Below are 15,771 nucleotides of genomic sequence, written 5' to 3'. Positions count from 1 at the left end.
ATTCTTCACATGGATTTGAGCGTTCGCCCACATTGGGGCGGCTTTGGGCGCTTGCGTGATAGCCGGTTCAGGCGCACCGTCAAGTCGCCGAGAGGGACTGCGGCGCGGAGCTGAACCGGCGACGGGAATGCACCAGGCGAGCAGAAGGCTTCCTTGACGGAGCATGGAACCGGGGCGACCCGGAACCCGCACCGAAAAGGTGGCGCCGATCGCGGAAGGGCAAGGCGGGGCGACCTGCCGGAAGACTTCAGCATCGTCCTCGGCACAGATCCCCCAACGGATCTGGTTTGAGAGCGACGCTCCGGGAAACCGAAGCGCCGCTCTCTTGCTTTTGGGGCTTGGCCATAAGCCGCCCTGCGCTAGGTTCGCCCCGGATTGGGGGACCCGCCATGACTCTCCTTCGCCTTCTTGCCGTCGGCCTCGCCGCCCTCGCCTGCGCCTGCTCGCCCGGCGAGGCGAAGAAGACCGCGGCCAATGACGCTCGCACCGAGATCCGCTTCGCCACCGACTGGCGGGCCCAGGCGGAACAGGGGGGCTTCTACCAGGCGCTGGCCACCGGCGAGTACGCCAGGCGCGGCCTCGACGTGCGCATCGTGCAGGGCGGGCCGGGCGTGAACGTGCCGCAACTGCTGGCCGCCGGCGCCGTCGAGCTCGGCATGGGCTCGAACAGCTTCATCGCCATGAACCTGGCGCAGGAGCAGATCCCGGTGAAGGCGGTCGCCGCCTTCATGCAGAAGGACCCGCAGGTCCTGATCGCGCATCCCGACCCGGCGTTGAAGAGCATCGCCGACCTGAAAGGGCGGCCGATCCTTCTGTCCGACGCCTCGATCACCGCTTTCTGGGTGTGGCTGAAGGCCAAGTACGGGTTCACCGACGACCAGGTGCGCAAGTACGGGTTCAGCGTCGCGCCGTTCCTGGCCGACAAGCGGGTGGTGCAGCAGGGCTATCTGACCTCCGAGCCCTACACCATCGAGACGCAGGCCGGGTTCAAGCCGCAGGTCTTCCTGCTCGCCGACGAGGGCTATCCCGGCTACGCGGCCATGGTGCTCGCGCCGGACCGGCTGATCGCCGCCAGGCCCGAGGCCGTGCGGGCCTTTGTCGAGGCGAGCGCCGCCGGATGGCGCAGCTATATCGACGGCGACCCCGCGCCCGGCGACGCCCTGATCCTGAAGGACAATCCCGAGATGACGCCGGCGGTGCTGGCGCAGGCCAGGGCGCAGATGAAGGCCCGCCGGATCGTCGCCGGCGACGCGGGCGCGGCGCCGGGGGCGATGACCGACGCCCGGTGGGCGGAGTTCTTCGCGGTGGCGAGCGCGCAGGGAGTCTATCCGAAGGACCTCGACTACCGGCGGGCCTACACCCTGGCCTTCGTCGGCAAGTGAGGACGGCGGCGTGACGGGGCTCGAGGCCGTTGAGGTCGACTATCCCGGTCGCGGCCGGGCGCTGGGACCGTTCAGCCTGGACGTCGAACCCGGCGAGATCATCGCCCTGGTCGGGCCCTCGGGCTGCGGGAAATCGACGGCGCTGCGTCTGCTGGCCGGGCTAGAGGCCCCAAGCCGCGGCGAGGTGCGCCGGGCATCTGGGCGCGGCGAGACCTCGGTGGTGTTCCAGGCGCCGACCCTGGCGCCTTGGATGAGCGCGCGCGGCAACGTCGCCCTGCCGCTGGAGCTGGCCGGCGTCGCGCCGGGCGAGGCGCGGCGGCGGGCCGGCGAGGCCCTGGCGCGGGTCGGACTGGCCGACGCCGCCGACGCCCGGCCGGCGCAGCTGTCGGGCGGCATGGCGATGCGCGCGTCGCTGGCCCGAGCGCTGGTCACCGCGCCCAAGCTGCTGCTGCTCGACGAGCCGTTCGCGGCGCTGGACGAGATCGTTCGCCGCAGCCTGGCCGACCACCTGCTGACTCTATGGGCGGCCTCGAAGCCGGCCATCGTCTTCGTGACCCACAACGTCGAGGAAGCGGTCTACCTGGCCCACCGGGTGGTGGTCATGACCCGGGGGCCCGGGCGCATCGCCGGAGCGGCGCGCGTTACCGGCCCTCTGCCCCGGCCGCCGGGCTTCCGCACCTCGGCGGGATTCCGCGAAACGGTGGAACAGGTATCAGGCCTGCTGGCCGAGGGGATGGCGGCATGAGGATCCTCGCGCCGCTGGCCCTCGTCGCCCTGCTGCTGGCGGCCTGGGAGGCGGCCTGCCGGCTGCTCGGCGTACCCGCCTATTTCCTGCCGCCGCCGAGCGCCATCGCCGCGGCCGCCGTCGCCGACGTGCCGGCCCTCCTGGCCTCGGCGCTGGCGACGCTGTCGATGGCCTTGCTGGCCCTGGCGACGGCCAGCATGCTGGCGGTCGGCCTGGCGCTGGCCATCAGCCTGTCGCCCACCGGAGAGCGCGCGGTGCGCCCGCTCGCCGTCGTGCTGCAGGTGACGCCGATCGTCGCCATCGCGCCGCTGGTGCTGATCTGGGCGGGGGTCGAGCACCCGACGCGGGCGATCGTCGCGCTAGCCGCGGTCGTGGCCTTCTTCCCGATCTTCTCCGGGGCGCTGACCGGCCTGAAGTCCGCCGATCCGGACCTGGAGCGCTTGTTCGACCTCTACGGCGCAAGCCGCCTCCAGCGCCTGATGCGCCTGCGGCTGCCGTCGGCCGCGCCGTTCCTGCTCGAGGGGCACAAGGTCGCCGCCGGCCAGGCGGTGATCGGCGCCGTGGTGGCCGAGTTCGTCGCCGGGTCGGGTGCGGCCCAGGGCCTGGCCTGGCGAATCCTGGAGGCCGGCAACCGGCTGCAGACGGCACGCATGTTCGCGGCCCTGGCGGTGCTCGGCCTCCTCGGCGCCCTGCTGCACGCGGCGCTGGAAGCCGCCGAACGGGCCGGCCTCAGGTGGTGGCGCGGGCGCTAGGGCGCGGCGGCGGGGGGCGCGGCGGCGGGGGGTGCGGCGGCGGGGGGTGCGGCGGCCGGATCCTGTCCGCCGATCTCGAAGCGGATCGGCACCCGGACCGTGCTCCCGACGATCGGGAACCCTTCGACGCTCCAAGTCGCGACGCGGAAGTCACCGGCCAGCTTGAGCGCGGCCGCGCCATAGCCGCGCGCCGGAGGATCTTCGTTGGCGACGTTGCAGCCGGACAGCAGGCCGGCCTGCTCGATGCGGCAGCTCATCGCCACCCGGATCGTCCCGGCGGCGGAATTCCTCGGGAAGGCGGCCTGAAACGCCTCGGTGGTCGGCAATTTCGCCCAGGTCGGCTTGCCCGTTACACGCTGATCCGAGGTCAGCATCTGGGGCGTGAACGCGAAGGTGATGTTGACCGCCGCGCGCCCACCGGTAAACGGCTCCGCCACGAACTTTTTCGTCAGCTCGCGGGCGGCGGCGAGGAAGCCGTGTCCCTTCGGCTCCTCTCGCATGACCCGACATGCGCTGAGGCGATCGACCTTGACTTCGCAGTTGAGACTGACGAGACCGCCCACGCCCGCCGCCTTGGCCTTTGCCGGATAGGCCGCGATGACATCTTGATAGGTCGGCGCGAGCGGCCAGGCCTGGGCCGCGGAATAGAGATCGCGCATGCCGACCGTGGAGCCGCCGATCATCTGCCCTGGAGGGGCGCTGAAGTTGATCGGGATCCTCACGTCGCCTTCGACCGGCCTACCGTCACGGAGCGCGGGCTTCATCAGAAGTTGGGGCGTGAGGGCGATGCCCGCAGCGCCGAAGCCGGAGCCGGCCGGCTCTTCCTTGTCGACCTTGCAGTCGAACAGCGCACCTTGGATCGACACCTTGCACGCAATGATCGCCCGGCCGGTCAGGCCCCTGCGCCACGCCTCGCTCGGCCAAACCGCGGTCAGCATGTCCGGCGTGGGCCGCCGCAGCCACTCGACGTTCCTGTCCTGAGCGCGAGCGCCGCCCGGCGTCACGGCTCCGGCGATGAACAGACCGACAAGGACAGTACGCATCCACACTCCCGCAGGTTGCGCGCCAGCTTGCACGCAACGGGGATGGGCGGAAAGGTCAGATCGCCGTGCGGCGTTCAGCAGGCGCGCTGAGCCGGGCCAGGGCGGCCTGGGCCTCGACGACGAGAGTGCGCAGGCCGTGCTCGGCGAAGACCTCGACAGCGGTGTCGAGGGCCAGGGCGGCGCGGGCCCGGCGGCCGCCGTCCTTGCCGGTGATGTCGATCCGCGCCTCATAGATGCGGGCGAGGTTGAGTTGAGCCAGCGCCCAGCCGATCGGGTCGCGGCCTGGCCGGGCGGCGGCGAGCTCGATCTTGAGGGCCGCTTCGGCGGCGTCGAGGACGGCGAGGTCGCCGGTCAGTTCGGCCGACCGGGCGAGGCAGGCGGCGCGGGCCGCCGCCGCCGCGCCGCGCAGCGGCAGGCCGGAGGCTTCCCGCAGCACCAGGCCGGCGCGGTCGTAGGCGGTGACCGCCTGCTCGAAGGCGCGCGGGTCCTCGGCGGCCTCGCCGAGGCTCTGAAGGCTGCGGGCGAGGCCGAGCTGGGCGCGGGCCCAGTCGAGCGGGCTGTGGTCGAGGGCGAGTTCGTCGAGGGCGCTGGACAGGGCGGTGGCCGCGGCCGAGATCGCCTCGACGTCGCCGAGCGCCTCGCCCCACAGGGTCAGGGCCTGGCCGCGCAGGATTTCAGCGCGGGCCCAGGTCAGCGGCTCGTAGGCGGGATCGAGGCGGCGGGCGGCGGCGGAGGCGTCGTCCACGGCCAAGCGCAAGACGACCTCATCGCCCAGGCGGGCGCCCCAGCCGCACATCAGGTCGGCGCGGATCAGGCGGGCCTTGGCGGCCAGGGTGCGGGCGGCGACCACGCGGCGGGTCAGGGCGTCGAGGGCCGCGATCGGGCCCGCGAAGCGGCCGGCGACCAGGTGGGCGTCGGCGGCGTCGCCGTGGGCGACCAGGCGGCGGCCGTCGACGACGGCGATCCCGAGGTCGGCGAGCGAGGCGGCGAGGCCGCCGCGGACAACGGCGCGGGCCTCGCGGAAGGCGACCTCGGCGGCGGCGTCAAGACCGACGTCGCCGAACAGCTCGGCGCCGGTCAGGGCGCAGAAGCCCTGCTCGACCCGGGCGCGGGCCCAGAGGTCGGGACGGCGGCGGGCGTCGAGGGCGTCGACCGCCATCTCGGCGGCGGCTGCGGCCTTGCGCAGGGCGGCGGCGTCGCCGGCCCGACGGGCGACCTCGCGCCAGATCATCGCGGCCTGCAGGCGGGCCTGGGGCGGGTCCTTCGCGCCGATGCGCCCGGCGGCGACCTCGGCCGCGCGGCCTTCGTCGCGGAGGATCTTGAGGGCGAGGAGCTCCATCAGGGCCGGATCGCCGCCGCTGACGCCGTCGCGCGCCGCACGGCCGACGCCGTCGCCCAGCAACCGCTTCAGCTCCCGACCGAGCTCGAACATCGCGTCCCTCCAGCCCGCCGACCGTCCCGCGATGAGACGGAAAGGGCGGCCTTCGAAGGCACAGAGCAAAGCCGGAGCCGAAGGGTTTAACAAGTGATTAACATCTTGCGTATGGTTAACGAATGCCTACCATCCACAAGTAAAGGCGCGGGTTGTTGATGCGTTCCCCTTTGCGTCTAGGCGCCACGCCGCCGAGGCGGGCTCCTGGAGCGAGGACAGCGGCGGGAACGGCGATGGGGCGCGAGGTGTTCGGCGGGTGAATCCAGGAGCCCGCCCATGACCCAGAACCCGTTGCCCGACGCCCCACAGCCCGAGACGAAGGACGTGCCACAGGGCTCGATGACCGACCCGGCGGTCCAGCGGCAGGACGGCGGCAACCCGTACGCCGAGAGCGCGGACGACAACGACCGCGCCGACCCGGACGAGCCGGACGAGGGCGGCAGCGGCGTCTGACGCCGCGAGCCGTCGGGCGTCGATGATCGCGATCCGGCCGGCGACCGCCGACGACGTGCCCGCGCTCGGACGGCTGGGGACGGAGCTGGTGGCCACCCACCATGGGTTCGACGCCTCCCGTTTCATCGCCGCCGGTCCCGAGACGCCGCGGGGCTATGGCGCGTTCCTGGCCGGCGAGATGGCGCGGGACGAGGCCATCGTTCTCGTCGCGGCGGATGCCGACGGCGTGGCGGGCTATGCCTATGCCGCCCTGGAAGGGGCCGACTGGATGACCCTGCGCGGGCCGGCCGGGGTGATCTACGACCTGGTGGTCGATCCCGGACGGCGCGGCGGCGGGGTGGGGCGACGGCTGCTCGCCGAGATGCTGGCGCGGCTGGAGGCGGCCGGCGCGCCGCAGGTCGTGCTTTCCGCCGCGCAGCAGAATGAGGGAGCCCAGCGGCTGTTCACGGCCTTCGGCTTCCGCCGCACCCTCATCGAGATGACGCGAGAGGTCGAGTAAGGCAGCGGAGAGTTCGCCCAGCATTTGTTATTAATATTTGTTTTTTCTCAGCTTTTTCTCTGCTCAAGCCGAAACTGATTTACGCCGTCCGCGATAGGGCAGGACACGTCCCCTTCATCGCGAGGTCTCCATGCCGTTCAACCCGCTGGCAGAGCGCGGCCTGCCGCTCGACAAGCAGCTGCGGAGCTGGTCCGAACTGAATGTCCAGCCCTACGACACCCGGGAGGTGCACCCCTACACCCGCTGCCGCGTCATCCTGATGAACGGGATCGAGGCGGAGGCGATCAGCTTCTCCCACAACTTCAACCGCAACACCCCTGACGTCGAGCTCAAGCAACGGCTGGCGATGGTCCGCCGGATCGAGCAGCAGCAGCAGAAGGCGGTGAACTGGCTTATTCCGGCGGAGAAGAACGAGAACGCCATCGAGGTGACCATCGGCTACGAGCAGGTCGCCGTGGACCTGACTGCCTGGCTGGCCCGGCACGAGCCCGATCCGTACCTGAAGCAGTGCTACGAGTTCGGCCTGCTGGAGGACTTCGACCACCTCTACCGGTACGCCAACCTCATGGATCTGATGGGCAACGGCCGGCGGGTGGAGGAGATCACCGGCGATTACACCGAGATCACGCCGGGTCGGCCGACGATCTTCGAGCACCGCGATCCGCGCGACGACCTGCGCCGCCCGATGACCAAGGTCGCCGCGCACCGGCAATCGGTGCTCAACGCCATGACCCTTGTGTCCGCCGAGCAGCAGACCATGAACTACTACATGAACTTCGGGAACCGGCCGGAGGACCCGCTGGCGCGCGCGCTGTACCTCGAGATCGCCGAGATCGAGGAGCAGCACGTCACTCACTACGAGTCGCTGCTGGACCCGGAGATGGGCTGGGCGACGAACTGGCTGTTCCACGAGAACCACGAGTGCTGGCTCTACTGGTCGTGCCTGGAAACCGAGGTCGATCCGCGCATCCGGCAGGTCTGGGAACTGCACCTGGCCATGGAACTGGAACACCTGCGTATCGCCGCGCGGGCGGTGGAGGAGATCGAGGGGCGCGACCCCGCGGAGTTGATCGCACCGTTCGAGGCGCCCATGACCTTCGAAGAGAACAAGGCCTACGTCCGGCAGGTCCTAGCCGACCAGATCGAGCTTGGCTCCTACGACAGCGAGGTCATGCCGGTGGCCAACCTGCCGTCCCAGCACCGCTACTTCGACTACCAAGCGGCCGTGAACGCCGGAGGCTCTCCCACCGAGGAGGTCATCCGCCGTCACCGCGAGGAGTTCGGATCGGAGTATCGCTTCGAAACCGAAGGGCCGAACCCCGTACCGGGGCTGCGTGAGGACAAGGACGGCGAAGAGATCGCCTATGCCCGCATCGTCCGCGAGCGGGTGGGTTCGCTGGAAGCTGGCCGCTCGTCCATGGCCGCCGAGTAGGAAGACGGAGATGACTCAGAACCAAGACGAACACGGTGGGCTGAAGGGCGTCGTCGACAAGATGCAAGACGTGGTCGGCGGTATGGTCGGCATGGCTTCCGCGTCCACCGCCGGCGCCCATGCCGCCCCGGCCTTCGTGGCCAGCGCGACGGTGGGCGACCTCTACGAGATCGGAGCCGGATCGCTCGCCCTCGAGCGCTCCAGCTCGCCGGAGGTGCGGACGTTCGCGCGAATGATGGTCGACCACCATACGACCTCGGCCCACCAGCTTCAGTCGGCGCTGCGCAGCACGGAGGTCCGGACGGACAGCGGTCCGCCGACGGCTCCGGAGACGCTCGACGAGCGGCGCCGGGGCATGATCGACAACCTGCGCGACGCGCCTGACGACGCCTTCGACGGTCGCTACCTCGACCAGCAGAAGATGGCCCACCAGGAGACACTCGCCCTGCTGAACGGTTACGCGGAACATGGCGACAACCCGCAGCTGCAATCCTACGCCCGCGGCGGAATTCCCATGGTCGAACGCCACCTGAAGATGTTGGGGGCTATTCGGGCTTGATCAGGAGCGGCGCCGAGACGGAACTGTTGCGGCGCCCGCCAGCCGGTGGGTAGCAAACGCGCAGCCGTTCTCACGGAGTCCCGATGTCCGCCCAACTGTTCACGCCGTTCGAAGTCGGCGGCCTGCGCCTGGCCAATCGGATCGTCATCGCGCCGATGTGCCAGTACTCGGCGCAGGACGGATGCATGACCGACTGGCACCTGATCCACCTCGGTCACCTGGCGCTGTCCGGGGCCGGGCTGCTGACCATCGAGGCGACGGCCGTGACGCCGAAGGGCCGCATCACCCATGCCGACGTCGGACTGTGGTCGGACGCCTGCGAGGCGGCGATGGGGCGGGTGCTGGAAAGCGTGCGCAAGTGGTCGGACATGCCCGTCGCCATCCAGCTGGCGCACGCCGGCCGCAAGGCCTCGACAGAGGCGCCGTGGAAGGGCGGCCGGCAGATCCCCGCGGAGGATCCGCACGGCTGGACGACGGAGGCCCCCTCGCCGCTTGCCTTCCAGACCGGCGACGCCGCGCCGATGGCGCTGGACCGGGCCGGGCTGGAGCGGTTGAAGGCGGCGTTCGCCGAGGCCGCCCGGCGCGCCGGCCGGCTCGGACTGGACGCCGTGCAGGTGCACGGCGCTCACGGCTATCTGCTGCACGAGTTCCTGTCGCCGCTGTCGAACCGGCGCGACGACGAGTACGGCGGCTCGCTGGAAAACCGGATGCGCTTTCCGCTCGAAGTGTTCGACGCGGTGCGGGCGGCCTTCCCGTCCGACCGGCCGGTGACGATGCGGGTGTCAGGCACCGACTGGGCCGAGGGCGGATGGGACGTCGAGCAGACCGCGGCGTTCGCCCAGGCGCTCGAGGCGCGGGGCTGCGCGGCGATCCACGTCTCGAGCGGCGGCCTGGTCCCGGGCGTGAAGATCCCCGTCGGGCCGAACTACCAGGTGCCGCTGGCGCGGGCGGTGAAGTCGGCGGTCCGCATGCCGGTGGTCGCCGTCGGGCTGATCACCGAGTTCGAACAGGCCGAGGCCATCGTCGCCACCGGCGACGCCGACCTCGTCGGACTGGCGCGGGCGATGCTCTACGATCCGCGCTGGCCGTGGCACGCGGCGGCCCATTTCGACGCGGCGGTGAAGGCGCCGGACCAATACCTGCGTTCCCAGCCGCGGCGGCATCCGCGGCTGTTCGACCTGCGCGGCGAGGACTAAGGGCGAAGGATTTTTTCCATCGCTCAAGGTCGGCGCGGCCGGGCTGTGCGTTAGGCTCGCCGGATGCCTGAACGTCGCCGCGCCCTGATGCTGGTCAATCCGAACGCGCGCCGCGGCGAGCAGGCGATGGAGGTCGTGCCGCGCCTGACCGAGCTCGGCCTCGATGTCACGGTGGAGCAGTTCGCCTCCGCCGAGGAGGTCAGCGCCGACATCGTCCGCTGCGGACCGAACGCGGACCTCGTGATCGTGTGCGGCGGCGATGGCACCGTGGCCTCGGCGGCTCTGGGGGTGCGGGAGACCGGACTGCCGATGGGTATCCTGCCGCTGGGCACGGCCAACGACCTGGCGCGGACCCTGTCGCTGCCGCTGGATCTCGGCGAGGCCGCCGAGGTGATCGCCCGTGGGCGCACCAAGCGGATCGACCTTGGGCTGGTGAACGACAAGGCGTTCTTCAACGTCGCCAGCGTCGGGCTGAGCGCCGAACTGGCGCGGCGGCTGAGCGGGGCGGAGAAGCAGCGCTGGGGTCGGCTGGCCTATGCGGCCAAGGCGCTGGAGGTGCTGTCCTGCGCCAAGCCGTTCCGCGCGATGATCGAGAGCAACGGCGGCAAGACGCCGGTGCGGGCGCTGCAGATCGCGGTCGGCAACGGCCGCTATTACGGCGCCGGCCAGGTGATCGCCGCCGACGCGCAGATCGATGACGGGCGTCTCGACCTCTACAGCCTGTCGCCCGGCGCGGTGTGGAAGCTGGCGCTGCTGTTCGCGCAGTTCCGAGGCGGCCGTCACGGCGCGTGGAAAGAGGTGCTGACCGCCAAATGCACGGACTTCTGGCTGCGTACGGAAGCGCCGATGCCGGTGAACACCGACGGCGACCTGCTGACCGAGACCCCGGCCCATTTCACGGTGCAGCCGGAGGCGGTGGAGGTCTTCGTGCCTTGAAGGGGTCACGTGACGCACGGACCGCGCTGCCGAGCCGGTCAAGGACCAACGCGTGCGCGGCGAGGACCCGCCGGCGGACCCGAGAGGCGCGCCGTTTCACTCGAGCCGGCAGGCCGGGCCGGCGCGGCGGCGTCCAATCCGGCGCTTCGGCGTAGAGGCCGTCGAGCCGGTCATAGTGGCAGTCCGAATGAGGGACGACGCGCTCCTCCCAGCCCTGGGGCAGGTCAGCCGCCAAGGCCGGTCCCGGCAAACCCACTCCGCCTGGAGTCCAGTTGGACCGCTTCTCGTGCACGAATTCGCCGCGCAGCATCGCCGGCTTTCGGACAGCGAGACGCATCTCGATCTGTGCGGGCGAGCGATAAGCGTAGTGCTTGATCCTGATGCGGCGCGGATGGACCGGGTAGTATCCGCGCGTAGGGACGCACGTCAGCGTGCGCGAGTGCCGGAAGAAGCGGAGCTCGCTGTACTCGCCGACGGCGTAGTAGCGGATTCTCCTCTCGATAGGACTCGTCGCGTCGAAGGCTTCCCGATCCTCTCGATAGCGTTCGAGATCCAGGTCGGTGAAAAGGTAACTGTAGATCTGATGCCATACCGCGCGGTCGCTAGGCGGCACGCCGCGCAGGAAGGCCTTCGGATCATCGATGTAGAACTCGTCTGCATCGAGGATGCACCACCAGTCCCCTGACCGCGCTCGCGCCTTGTAGGCCAGCAGGATGTCATCGCGAAGGCTGTCGGTGAACGGCCTCGGATCTCGTTTGAACGGGACGATGACCCGCAGTTCTTCCGAGAGCGCCTGGACCAGTTCCCAGCTCCCGTTGTCGCTGCCGTTGTCCATGACCAGGATCTGGTCGCACCAGGTCGAAGCGCACCTGAGCGTCTGCTCTATGATGTCTCGCTCGTTCTTGATGACGCAAAGCCCGAAGATCTTCATGCGAGACCTCCTCGAGGCGGCAGCGTGAAACCGCCGCCGCAGCATCGGAGGATTGATCGATCAGGTCGCGATACAAATGTTAATGGGCGGGCGAATTGGCGGCCGCCGTGGCGGTCTAGGAACGGCGCCGAAGGACCGCCAGGCCAAGCGAAAGGGCCAGGCTGGCCGCACCGACCAGCGCTGTCCACGCGAGAGCCCTACGCTCCTTCGGCGGAGGCGCCGAAGGGGGCGAAGTTGCGGGGTCGTCCTTGCTGTCGCTCATGCTGCAGCCTTAAGCGAGCCTGGGCGTCGCGCGGTTCCGCTCAGCGCCCTTGGCGGGCGCCTTGTTGGAGACGTCAGGCGCGTTCCTTGGAGCGCTCGAAGCGGACCTTGGGATAACGCTCGCCGACGTAGCCGATCTCCCAGGCCGACTTGGCGAGGAACACCGGCTGGGCGTCGATGTCGGTCGCCATCTGGGTCTTGTGCTTGCTGGCGAAGTCCTCGAGGTCGGCGCGCTCGGCGACCAGCCAGCGAGCCTCGGCGTAGGGGCTCGGCTCGAAGATCACCTCCAGGGCGTATTCGCCGGCCAGGCGGTCGGCCATGACCTCGAACTGCAGCTGGCCGACCGCGCCGACGATGAAGTCGGCGCCGATGTCCGGACGGAAGAGCTGGGTGACGCCCTCTTCGGCGAGGCCGGTCAGCGCCTTGGCCAGGTGCTTGGCCTTCAGGGGGTCCTTGACCCGGACGCGCTGGAGGATTTCCGGGGCGAAGTTCGGCAGGCCGGCGAACCGCAGGGTCCCGCTCTCCGACAGGCTGTCGCCGACCCGCAGAACGCCGTGGTTGGGGATGCCGATGACATCGCCGGCGAAGGCCTCTTCGGCCAGCTCGCGGTCGGACGCGAAGAACATCACCGGGGCGTTCACCGAGAGCTGCTTGCCGGTGTTCTGGACCTTCAGCTTCATGCCGCGGTTGAAGCGGCCGGACGCCAGCCGCAGGAAGGCGATGCGGTCGCGGTGGTTGGGGTCCATGTTGGCCTGGACCTTGAAGATGAACCCGGTGACCTCCTTGTCGCCGGGCTGCACCTCGACCTCGTCGGCGGCCTTGCGGGCCGGCACGCCCTTCGGCGGCGGGGCGTAGTCGCCGAGGCCTTCCAGCAGCTGGTCGACACCGAAATGGCGCAGGGCCGAGCCGAAGAACACGGGGGTCATGTGGCCTTCGAGGAAGGCCTGGCGGTCGAAGGGCTTGGCGGCCTCCTGCACCAGCATCGCGCCCTCCTCGACCTCGGCCTGCTCGGCCTCGTCAAGGAAGGCGGCGAGGGAATTGCCGGCCAGCGACACCGGGTCAGGGTGACCTTCCTCCGCGCCGTCGGCGCCCTTCTTGGCGAAGGGGATGAACATCTGGCGGCCGAGGTCGAGCATGCCCTTGAAACGGCCGCCGGAGCCCGCTGGCCAGTAAAGCGGGGCGGGGTCCAGAGCCAGCTTGGAGCCGATCTCGTCGAGCAGGGCGAAGGGGTCCTGCGCCTCGCGGTCCATCTTGTTGATGAAGGTGACGATGGGGATATCCCGAAGACGACAGACCTCGAACAGCTTCAGGGTCTGCGGCTCGATGCCCTTGGCGGCGTCCAGCACCATGACGGCGGCGTCGGCGGCGGTCAGGGTGCGGTAGGTGTCCTCCGAGAAGTCCTCGTGGCCCGGGGTGTCCAGCAGATTGAACATCTTGCCGGCGTGGTCGAAGGTCATCACCGAGGCCGAGACGGAGATGCCGCGCTCGCGCTCGATCTTCATCCAGTCGGAACGGGTGCGGCGGTTCTCACCGCGGGCGCGCACGGCGCCGGCCGCCCGGATGGCGCCGCCGGCCAGTAGCAGGTTCTCCGTCAACGTCGTCTTGCCGGCGTCGGGGTGGGAGATGATCGCGAAGGTGCGCCGGCGGGCGGCTTCGGCGGCAGGCGTGGTGCTCATGAGCGGGCAGGTAACGTGCGGGGGCCGTTTGCGCAAACGACCTCAGGCGCGCAGGGCCTCCAGGGCCGCCCCGGCCCCCGACTGGAGCTGTTCGCAGGTGCATTGGGCGGGCGCCTTGTCGGGGCGCCAGCGCAGGAGCTTGGTCCCGTGGCGGAAACGGCCGCCGGTCATGTGGTCATAGCGAACCTCGACCACCAGCTCGTGGCGCAGCGGCGTCCATTCCGTGGAGCGTTCGTTCGACCAGCGGCTCGGTCCGCCGGGGGCGTCGCCGGTGAAGCCTTCGCCGGGGCTGAGGGCCTCCAGCCGCTTCGTAAGGTCCGGGCGCTCCGCGTTGGTGATCGTCGAGGTGAAGCCGACGTGGTTCAGCCGGCCGTCGGCGTCATAGAGGCCGAGCAGCAGCGAGCCGACCTGTTTCGTGCCCTGGGCATAACGGAAACCGCCGACCACGCAGTCGACGGTGCGCATGCGCTTGATCTTCAGCATGGCGCGCTCGCCGGGCACATAGGGACCGTCGAGCCGCTTGGCGACCACGCCGTCGAGGCCGGCCCCGGCTTCGGCCAGCCAGGCGGCGGCCTCGGCGGGGTCGGTCGTGCCAGGGGACAGGCGCAGGCGCGGCTGGGGGCCGAGGCGGGCGAACAGAGCCTCCAGCGCGGCGCGGCGCTCGGTCAACGGCGCGCCCACCAGGCTGCGGCCCTTGGCGTCCAGCAGGCAGTCGAACAGGACGTAGGACGCGGGCGTCTGAGCGGCCAGCTTGGTCACCCGGCTCTCGGCGGGATGCAGGCGCAGCTGCAGGTCATCGAAGGACAGTTCGCCGCCGGCCTCGATGACCAGTTCGCCGTCGACGACGAAACGGTCGACCGGCAGGGATTTCAGCAGAGCGACGACGTCGGGGAAGTAGCGGCCCAGCGGCTTGCCGGACTTGGCCTTCAGCTCGATCTGGTCGCCGGCGCGGAAGGCCAGGCAGCGGAAGCCGTCCCACTTCGGCTCGAACCGCCAGCCCGGGGCGCGCGGGATGTCGTCGACGAGCTTGGCCTCCATGGTCGCAAGGTCGAGCGGGACGGGCAGGTCGGCGAGCGTGGGCATCGGCGGGCTAACCGCCGCCGGCGACAGGGCGTTCCTTCAAGCCGGCTCGCGGGCCGGGGCTGGGGCAGGTTTGACGTCCGGCGATATGGCGACGTCGGACGTCAGGCGGTTGAGAGCGTGGCGCTCGACCTCGCGGAACAGGGCGTCGAGGTCGTCGCGGCTGACGTCGAGTTGTTCCCCAAAGTCGGCAAGGGCGCGGTCGAGGTCGGCGGCGGCGTAGCCGGGCCAAAGCAGCGGCGGGGGTGCGGCGACGGGCGCGCGGTGTGGATAGGAATGGCCGCTGAGCCGGCCGTGGACCATGGCCGCGCCGACGAGCAGCAGCGAGCAGACGGCGACGGGCGGCAGGGCCTCGAGGCCGGCTCCGGCGATCACCGCGCCGAGCGCCACGGCGCCGCCGGGCGGGTGTAGGCAGCCCAGCAGCATCATGACCAGGATCGCGGCGCCGACCGCGACGGCGGCGGCGAGGGTCGGATGGCCGATCAGCGCGGCGCAGGCGACGCCCACCGTGGCGCCGATCAGGTTGCCCAGCACCACGGCGCGCGGCTGGGCCACCGGGCTGGCCGGCAGGGCGAAGGCCAGCACCGCCGAGGCGCCGATCGGCGCGACCAGCAGCGGCAAACCGTCGAGCTTTCCGTCCAGCAGCGCATGAGCGATCAGGCCGCAGGCCGCGACGCCGACGGCGGCGCCGGCCGAGGCGCGCAGGGCGTCGGGCGCGGAAGCGGGCGAGGGTCCGCGGATCAGGAGCGGCAGGCGGCGCAGCATGGCGGCGGGTGATGGCCGATCGGGCGCCCGAACTCAATTCAGAAGGCCTCGCGCCGCTTCGAGGCCTTCTGCTAGGGTCGCGACCGGTTTGTAGGCGGAGCGCATGATGGATCGTCGGGTTTTCGTGGCGGGCGGCCTTGTCCTGGCGGCGCCGGGCGTCGTGCGGGCTCAAGGCAAGCCGCGGGTGACGATGCGGACCGCGCGCGGGACCATCGTCGTCGAGCTGGAGCCGGGCAAGGCGCCGCTGACCTGCGCCAACTTCCTGCGCTACGTCGACGCCAAGGCCTATGACGGCGGCAACTTCTTCCGCGCGGCGCGGACGCCGGGGATGGTCAAGGACGGCACCATCGTCGGCGCGCCGCCGACCAAGGTGCGCCCCTTCCCGCCGATCCGCCACGAGAGCACGACGAAGACGGGGCTGAAGCACCTGAACGGCACGCTCTCGCTCGGCCGGTTCGCGCCGGGGACGGCGACCAACAACTTCTTCATCTGCGTCGGCGATCAGCCGTACCTGGACGCCAACCCCAAGGAGAAGGGCGACAACCTCGGCTATGCGGCGTTCGGCCGGGTGGTCGAAGGCATGAGCGTGGTCGAGAAGATCCTGTCCCTGCCGACCAACGGCGAGACCA

At 70.5% G+C, this 15,771-nt stretch carries 16 protein-coding genes; 10 read left to right on the top strand and 6 right to left on the bottom strand.

Annotated elements, in window-relative coordinates; translation table 11 throughout:
- Nucleotides 1-389 precede the first annotated feature (389 nt).
- From ACILRF_RS08705 to ACILRF_RS08695, 3 genes are read left to right on the top strand one after another with little or no spacing between them, the layout of a single operon-like run.
- Nucleotides 390-1,382, top strand: a complete 993-nt coding sequence (locus tag ACILRF_RS08705) for an ABC transporter substrate-binding protein (RefSeq protein ID WP_395671930.1) — start codon at nt 390-392, stop codon at nt 1,380-1,382.
- 10 nt (nt 1,383-1,392) lie between these two features.
- Nucleotides 1,393-2,127 carry an ABC transporter ATP-binding protein gene (locus ACILRF_RS08700; protein WP_395671928.1) on the top strand — a complete coding sequence of 245 codons (735 nt, stop codon included), beginning with the start codon at nt 1,393-1,395 and terminating at the stop codon, nt 2,125-2,127.
- Nucleotides 2,124-2,879 carry an ABC transporter permease gene (locus tag ACILRF_RS08695; protein ID WP_395671926.1) on the top strand — a complete coding sequence of 252 codons (756 nt, stop codon included), beginning with the start codon at nt 2,124-2,126 and terminating at the stop codon, nt 2,877-2,879. Before ACILRF_RS08700 ends, ACILRF_RS08695 begins: the two co-directional genes overlap by 4 nt.
- On the opposite strand, the gene ACILRF_RS08690 is transcribed toward ACILRF_RS08695, so the two are convergent.
- Both ACILRF_RS08690 and ACILRF_RS08685 read right to left on the bottom strand, forming a co-directional pair.
- On the bottom strand, nt 2,876-3,922 hold the full coding sequence (locus tag ACILRF_RS08690; protein WP_395671924.1) for an energy transducer TonB: 1,047 nt from the start codon (nt 3,920-3,922) through the stop codon (nt 2,876-2,878). The two genes, ACILRF_RS08695 and ACILRF_RS08690, sit on opposite strands and share 4 nt — an antisense overlap.
- 55 nt (nt 3,923-3,977) lie before the next feature.
- Nucleotides 3,978-5,354, bottom strand: a complete 1,377-nt coding sequence (locus tag ACILRF_RS08685; protein ID WP_395671922.1) for a hypothetical protein — start codon at nt 5,352-5,354, stop codon at nt 3,978-3,980.
- A gap of 276 nt (nt 5,355-5,630) precedes the next feature.
- On the opposite strand from ACILRF_RS08685, the gene ACILRF_RS08680 reads away from it, so the two are divergent.
- The 6 genes from ACILRF_RS08680 to ACILRF_RS08655 all read left to right on the top strand — a co-directional run bounded on the left by ACILRF_RS08680 (nt 5,631) and on the right by ACILRF_RS08655 (nt 10,429).
- Nucleotides 5,631-5,807 (top strand): hypothetical protein, encoded by a 177-nt coding sequence (locus ACILRF_RS08680; protein ID WP_395671920.1) that lies wholly within the window; start codon nt 5,631-5,633, stop codon nt 5,805-5,807.
- A 22-nt stretch (nt 5,808-5,829) separates the two neighbouring features.
- The gene (locus ACILRF_RS08675) at nt 5,830-6,306 is read left to right on the top strand and encodes a GNAT family N-acetyltransferase (RefSeq protein WP_395671918.1); all 477 of its coding nucleotides are present in this window, start codon (nt 5,830-5,832) and stop codon (nt 6,304-6,306) included.
- 130 nt (nt 6,307-6,436) lie between these two features.
- Nucleotides 6,437-7,738 (top strand): hypothetical protein, encoded by a 1,302-nt coding sequence (locus ACILRF_RS08670; protein ID WP_395671916.1) that lies wholly within the window; start codon nt 6,437-6,439, stop codon nt 7,736-7,738.
- A 10-nt stretch (nt 7,739-7,748) separates the two neighbouring features.
- Nucleotides 7,749-8,297, top strand: coding sequence for a DUF4142 domain-containing protein (locus ACILRF_RS08665; protein ID WP_395671914.1), 549 nt, complete (start codon nt 7,749-7,751; stop codon nt 8,295-8,297).
- 83 nt (nt 8,298-8,380) lie between these two features.
- Nucleotides 8,381-9,493: an NADH:flavin oxidoreductase/NADH oxidase gene (locus tag ACILRF_RS08660; protein WP_395671912.1), complete on the top strand. Its 1,113-nt coding sequence runs from the start codon at nt 8,381-8,383 to the stop codon at nt 9,491-9,493.
- Nucleotides 9,494-9,556: 63 nt separating this feature from the next.
- Nucleotides 9,557-10,429 (top strand): lipid kinase, encoded by an 873-nt coding sequence (locus ACILRF_RS08655; RefSeq protein WP_395671910.1) that lies wholly within the window; start codon nt 9,557-9,559, stop codon nt 10,427-10,429.
- Here ACILRF_RS08655 and ACILRF_RS08650 read toward each other — a convergent pair.
- From ACILRF_RS08650 to ACILRF_RS08635, 4 genes are all read right to left on the bottom strand, one after another.
- Nucleotides 10,389-11,360 (bottom strand): glycosyltransferase family 2 protein, encoded by a 972-nt coding sequence (locus ACILRF_RS08650; protein WP_395671908.1) that lies wholly within the window; start codon nt 11,358-11,360, stop codon nt 10,389-10,391. The two genes, ACILRF_RS08655 and ACILRF_RS08650, sit on opposite strands and share 41 nt — an antisense overlap.
- A gap of 335 nt (nt 11,361-11,695) precedes the next feature.
- The gene (locus ACILRF_RS08645) at nt 11,696-13,297 is read right to left on the bottom strand and encodes a peptide chain release factor 3 (protein ID WP_395671906.1); all 1,602 of its coding nucleotides are present in this window, start codon (nt 13,295-13,297) and stop codon (nt 11,696-11,698) included.
- A gap of 42 nt (nt 13,298-13,339) precedes the next feature.
- Nucleotides 13,340-14,380, bottom strand: coding sequence for an ATP-dependent DNA ligase (locus ACILRF_RS08640; protein ID WP_395671904.1), 1,041 nt, complete (start codon nt 14,378-14,380; stop codon nt 13,340-13,342).
- A gap of 36 nt (nt 14,381-14,416) precedes the next feature.
- Nucleotides 14,417-15,142, bottom strand: coding sequence for an HPP family protein (locus ACILRF_RS08635; protein WP_395671902.1), 726 nt, complete (start codon nt 15,140-15,142; stop codon nt 14,417-14,419).
- A gap of 106 nt (nt 15,143-15,248) precedes the next feature.
- Between ACILRF_RS08635 and ACILRF_RS08630 the strand changes: the two genes are divergently transcribed.
- Nucleotides 15,249-15,771 (top strand): peptidylprolyl isomerase (locus ACILRF_RS08630; RefSeq protein ID WP_395671900.1); only part of this gene is annotated, 523 nt, incomplete at its 3' end.

The organism is Phenylobacterium sp. (assembly GCF_044236515.1).
Taxonomy (GTDB): Bacteria; Pseudomonadota; Alphaproteobacteria; order Caulobacterales; family Caulobacteraceae; genus Phenylobacterium.
Note: the sequence above shows the minus strand (reverse complement) of the source record. Positions and strands in the feature narration are given on the sequence as shown.

Excerpts from the sequence above, each read along its gene's own strand:
- ACILRF_RS08705 (WP_395671930.1), top strand. The coding sequence starts at position 390 with ATGACTCTCCTTCGCCTTCTTGCCGTCGGCCTCGCCGCCCTCGCCTGC.
- ACILRF_RS08695 (WP_395671926.1), top strand. The coding sequence starts at position 2,124 with ATGAGGATCCTCGCGCCGCTGGCCCTCGTCGCCCTGCTGCTGGCGGCC.
- ACILRF_RS08690 (WP_395671924.1), bottom strand. The coding sequence starts at position 3,922 with ATGCGTACTGTCCTTGTCGGTCTGTTCATCGCCGGAGCCGTGACGCCG.
- ACILRF_RS08685 (WP_395671922.1), bottom strand. The coding sequence starts at position 5,354 with ATGTTCGAGCTCGGTCGGGAGCTGAAGCGGTTGCTGGGCGACGGCGTC.
- ACILRF_RS08680 (WP_395671920.1), top strand. The coding sequence starts at position 5,631 with ATGACCCAGAACCCGTTGCCCGACGCCCCACAGCCCGAGACGAAGGAC.
- ACILRF_RS08675 (WP_395671918.1), top strand. The coding sequence starts at position 5,830 with ATGATCGCGATCCGGCCGGCGACCGCCGACGACGTGCCCGCGCTCGGA.
- ACILRF_RS08670 (WP_395671916.1), top strand. The coding sequence starts at position 6,437 with ATGCCGTTCAACCCGCTGGCAGAGCGCGGCCTGCCGCTCGACAAGCAG.
- ACILRF_RS08665 (WP_395671914.1), top strand. The coding sequence starts at position 7,749 with ATGACTCAGAACCAAGACGAACACGGTGGGCTGAAGGGCGTCGTCGAC.
- ACILRF_RS08660 (WP_395671912.1), top strand. The coding sequence starts at position 8,381 with ATGTCCGCCCAACTGTTCACGCCGTTCGAAGTCGGCGGCCTGCGCCTG.
- ACILRF_RS08655 (WP_395671910.1), top strand. The coding sequence starts at position 9,557 with ATGCCTGAACGTCGCCGCGCCCTGATGCTGGTCAATCCGAACGCGCGC.
- ACILRF_RS08650 (WP_395671908.1), bottom strand. The coding sequence starts at position 11,360 with ATGAAGATCTTCGGGCTTTGCGTCATCAAGAACGAGCGAGACATCATA.
- ACILRF_RS08645 (WP_395671906.1), bottom strand. The coding sequence starts at position 13,297 with ATGAGCACCACGCCTGCCGCCGAAGCCGCCCGCCGGCGCACCTTCGCG.
- ACILRF_RS08640 (WP_395671904.1), bottom strand. The coding sequence starts at position 14,380 with ATGCCCACGCTCGCCGACCTGCCCGTCCCGCTCGACCTTGCGACCATG.
- ACILRF_RS08635 (WP_395671902.1), bottom strand. The coding sequence starts at position 15,142 with ATGCTGCGCCGCCTGCCGCTCCTGATCCGCGGACCCTCGCCCGCTTCC.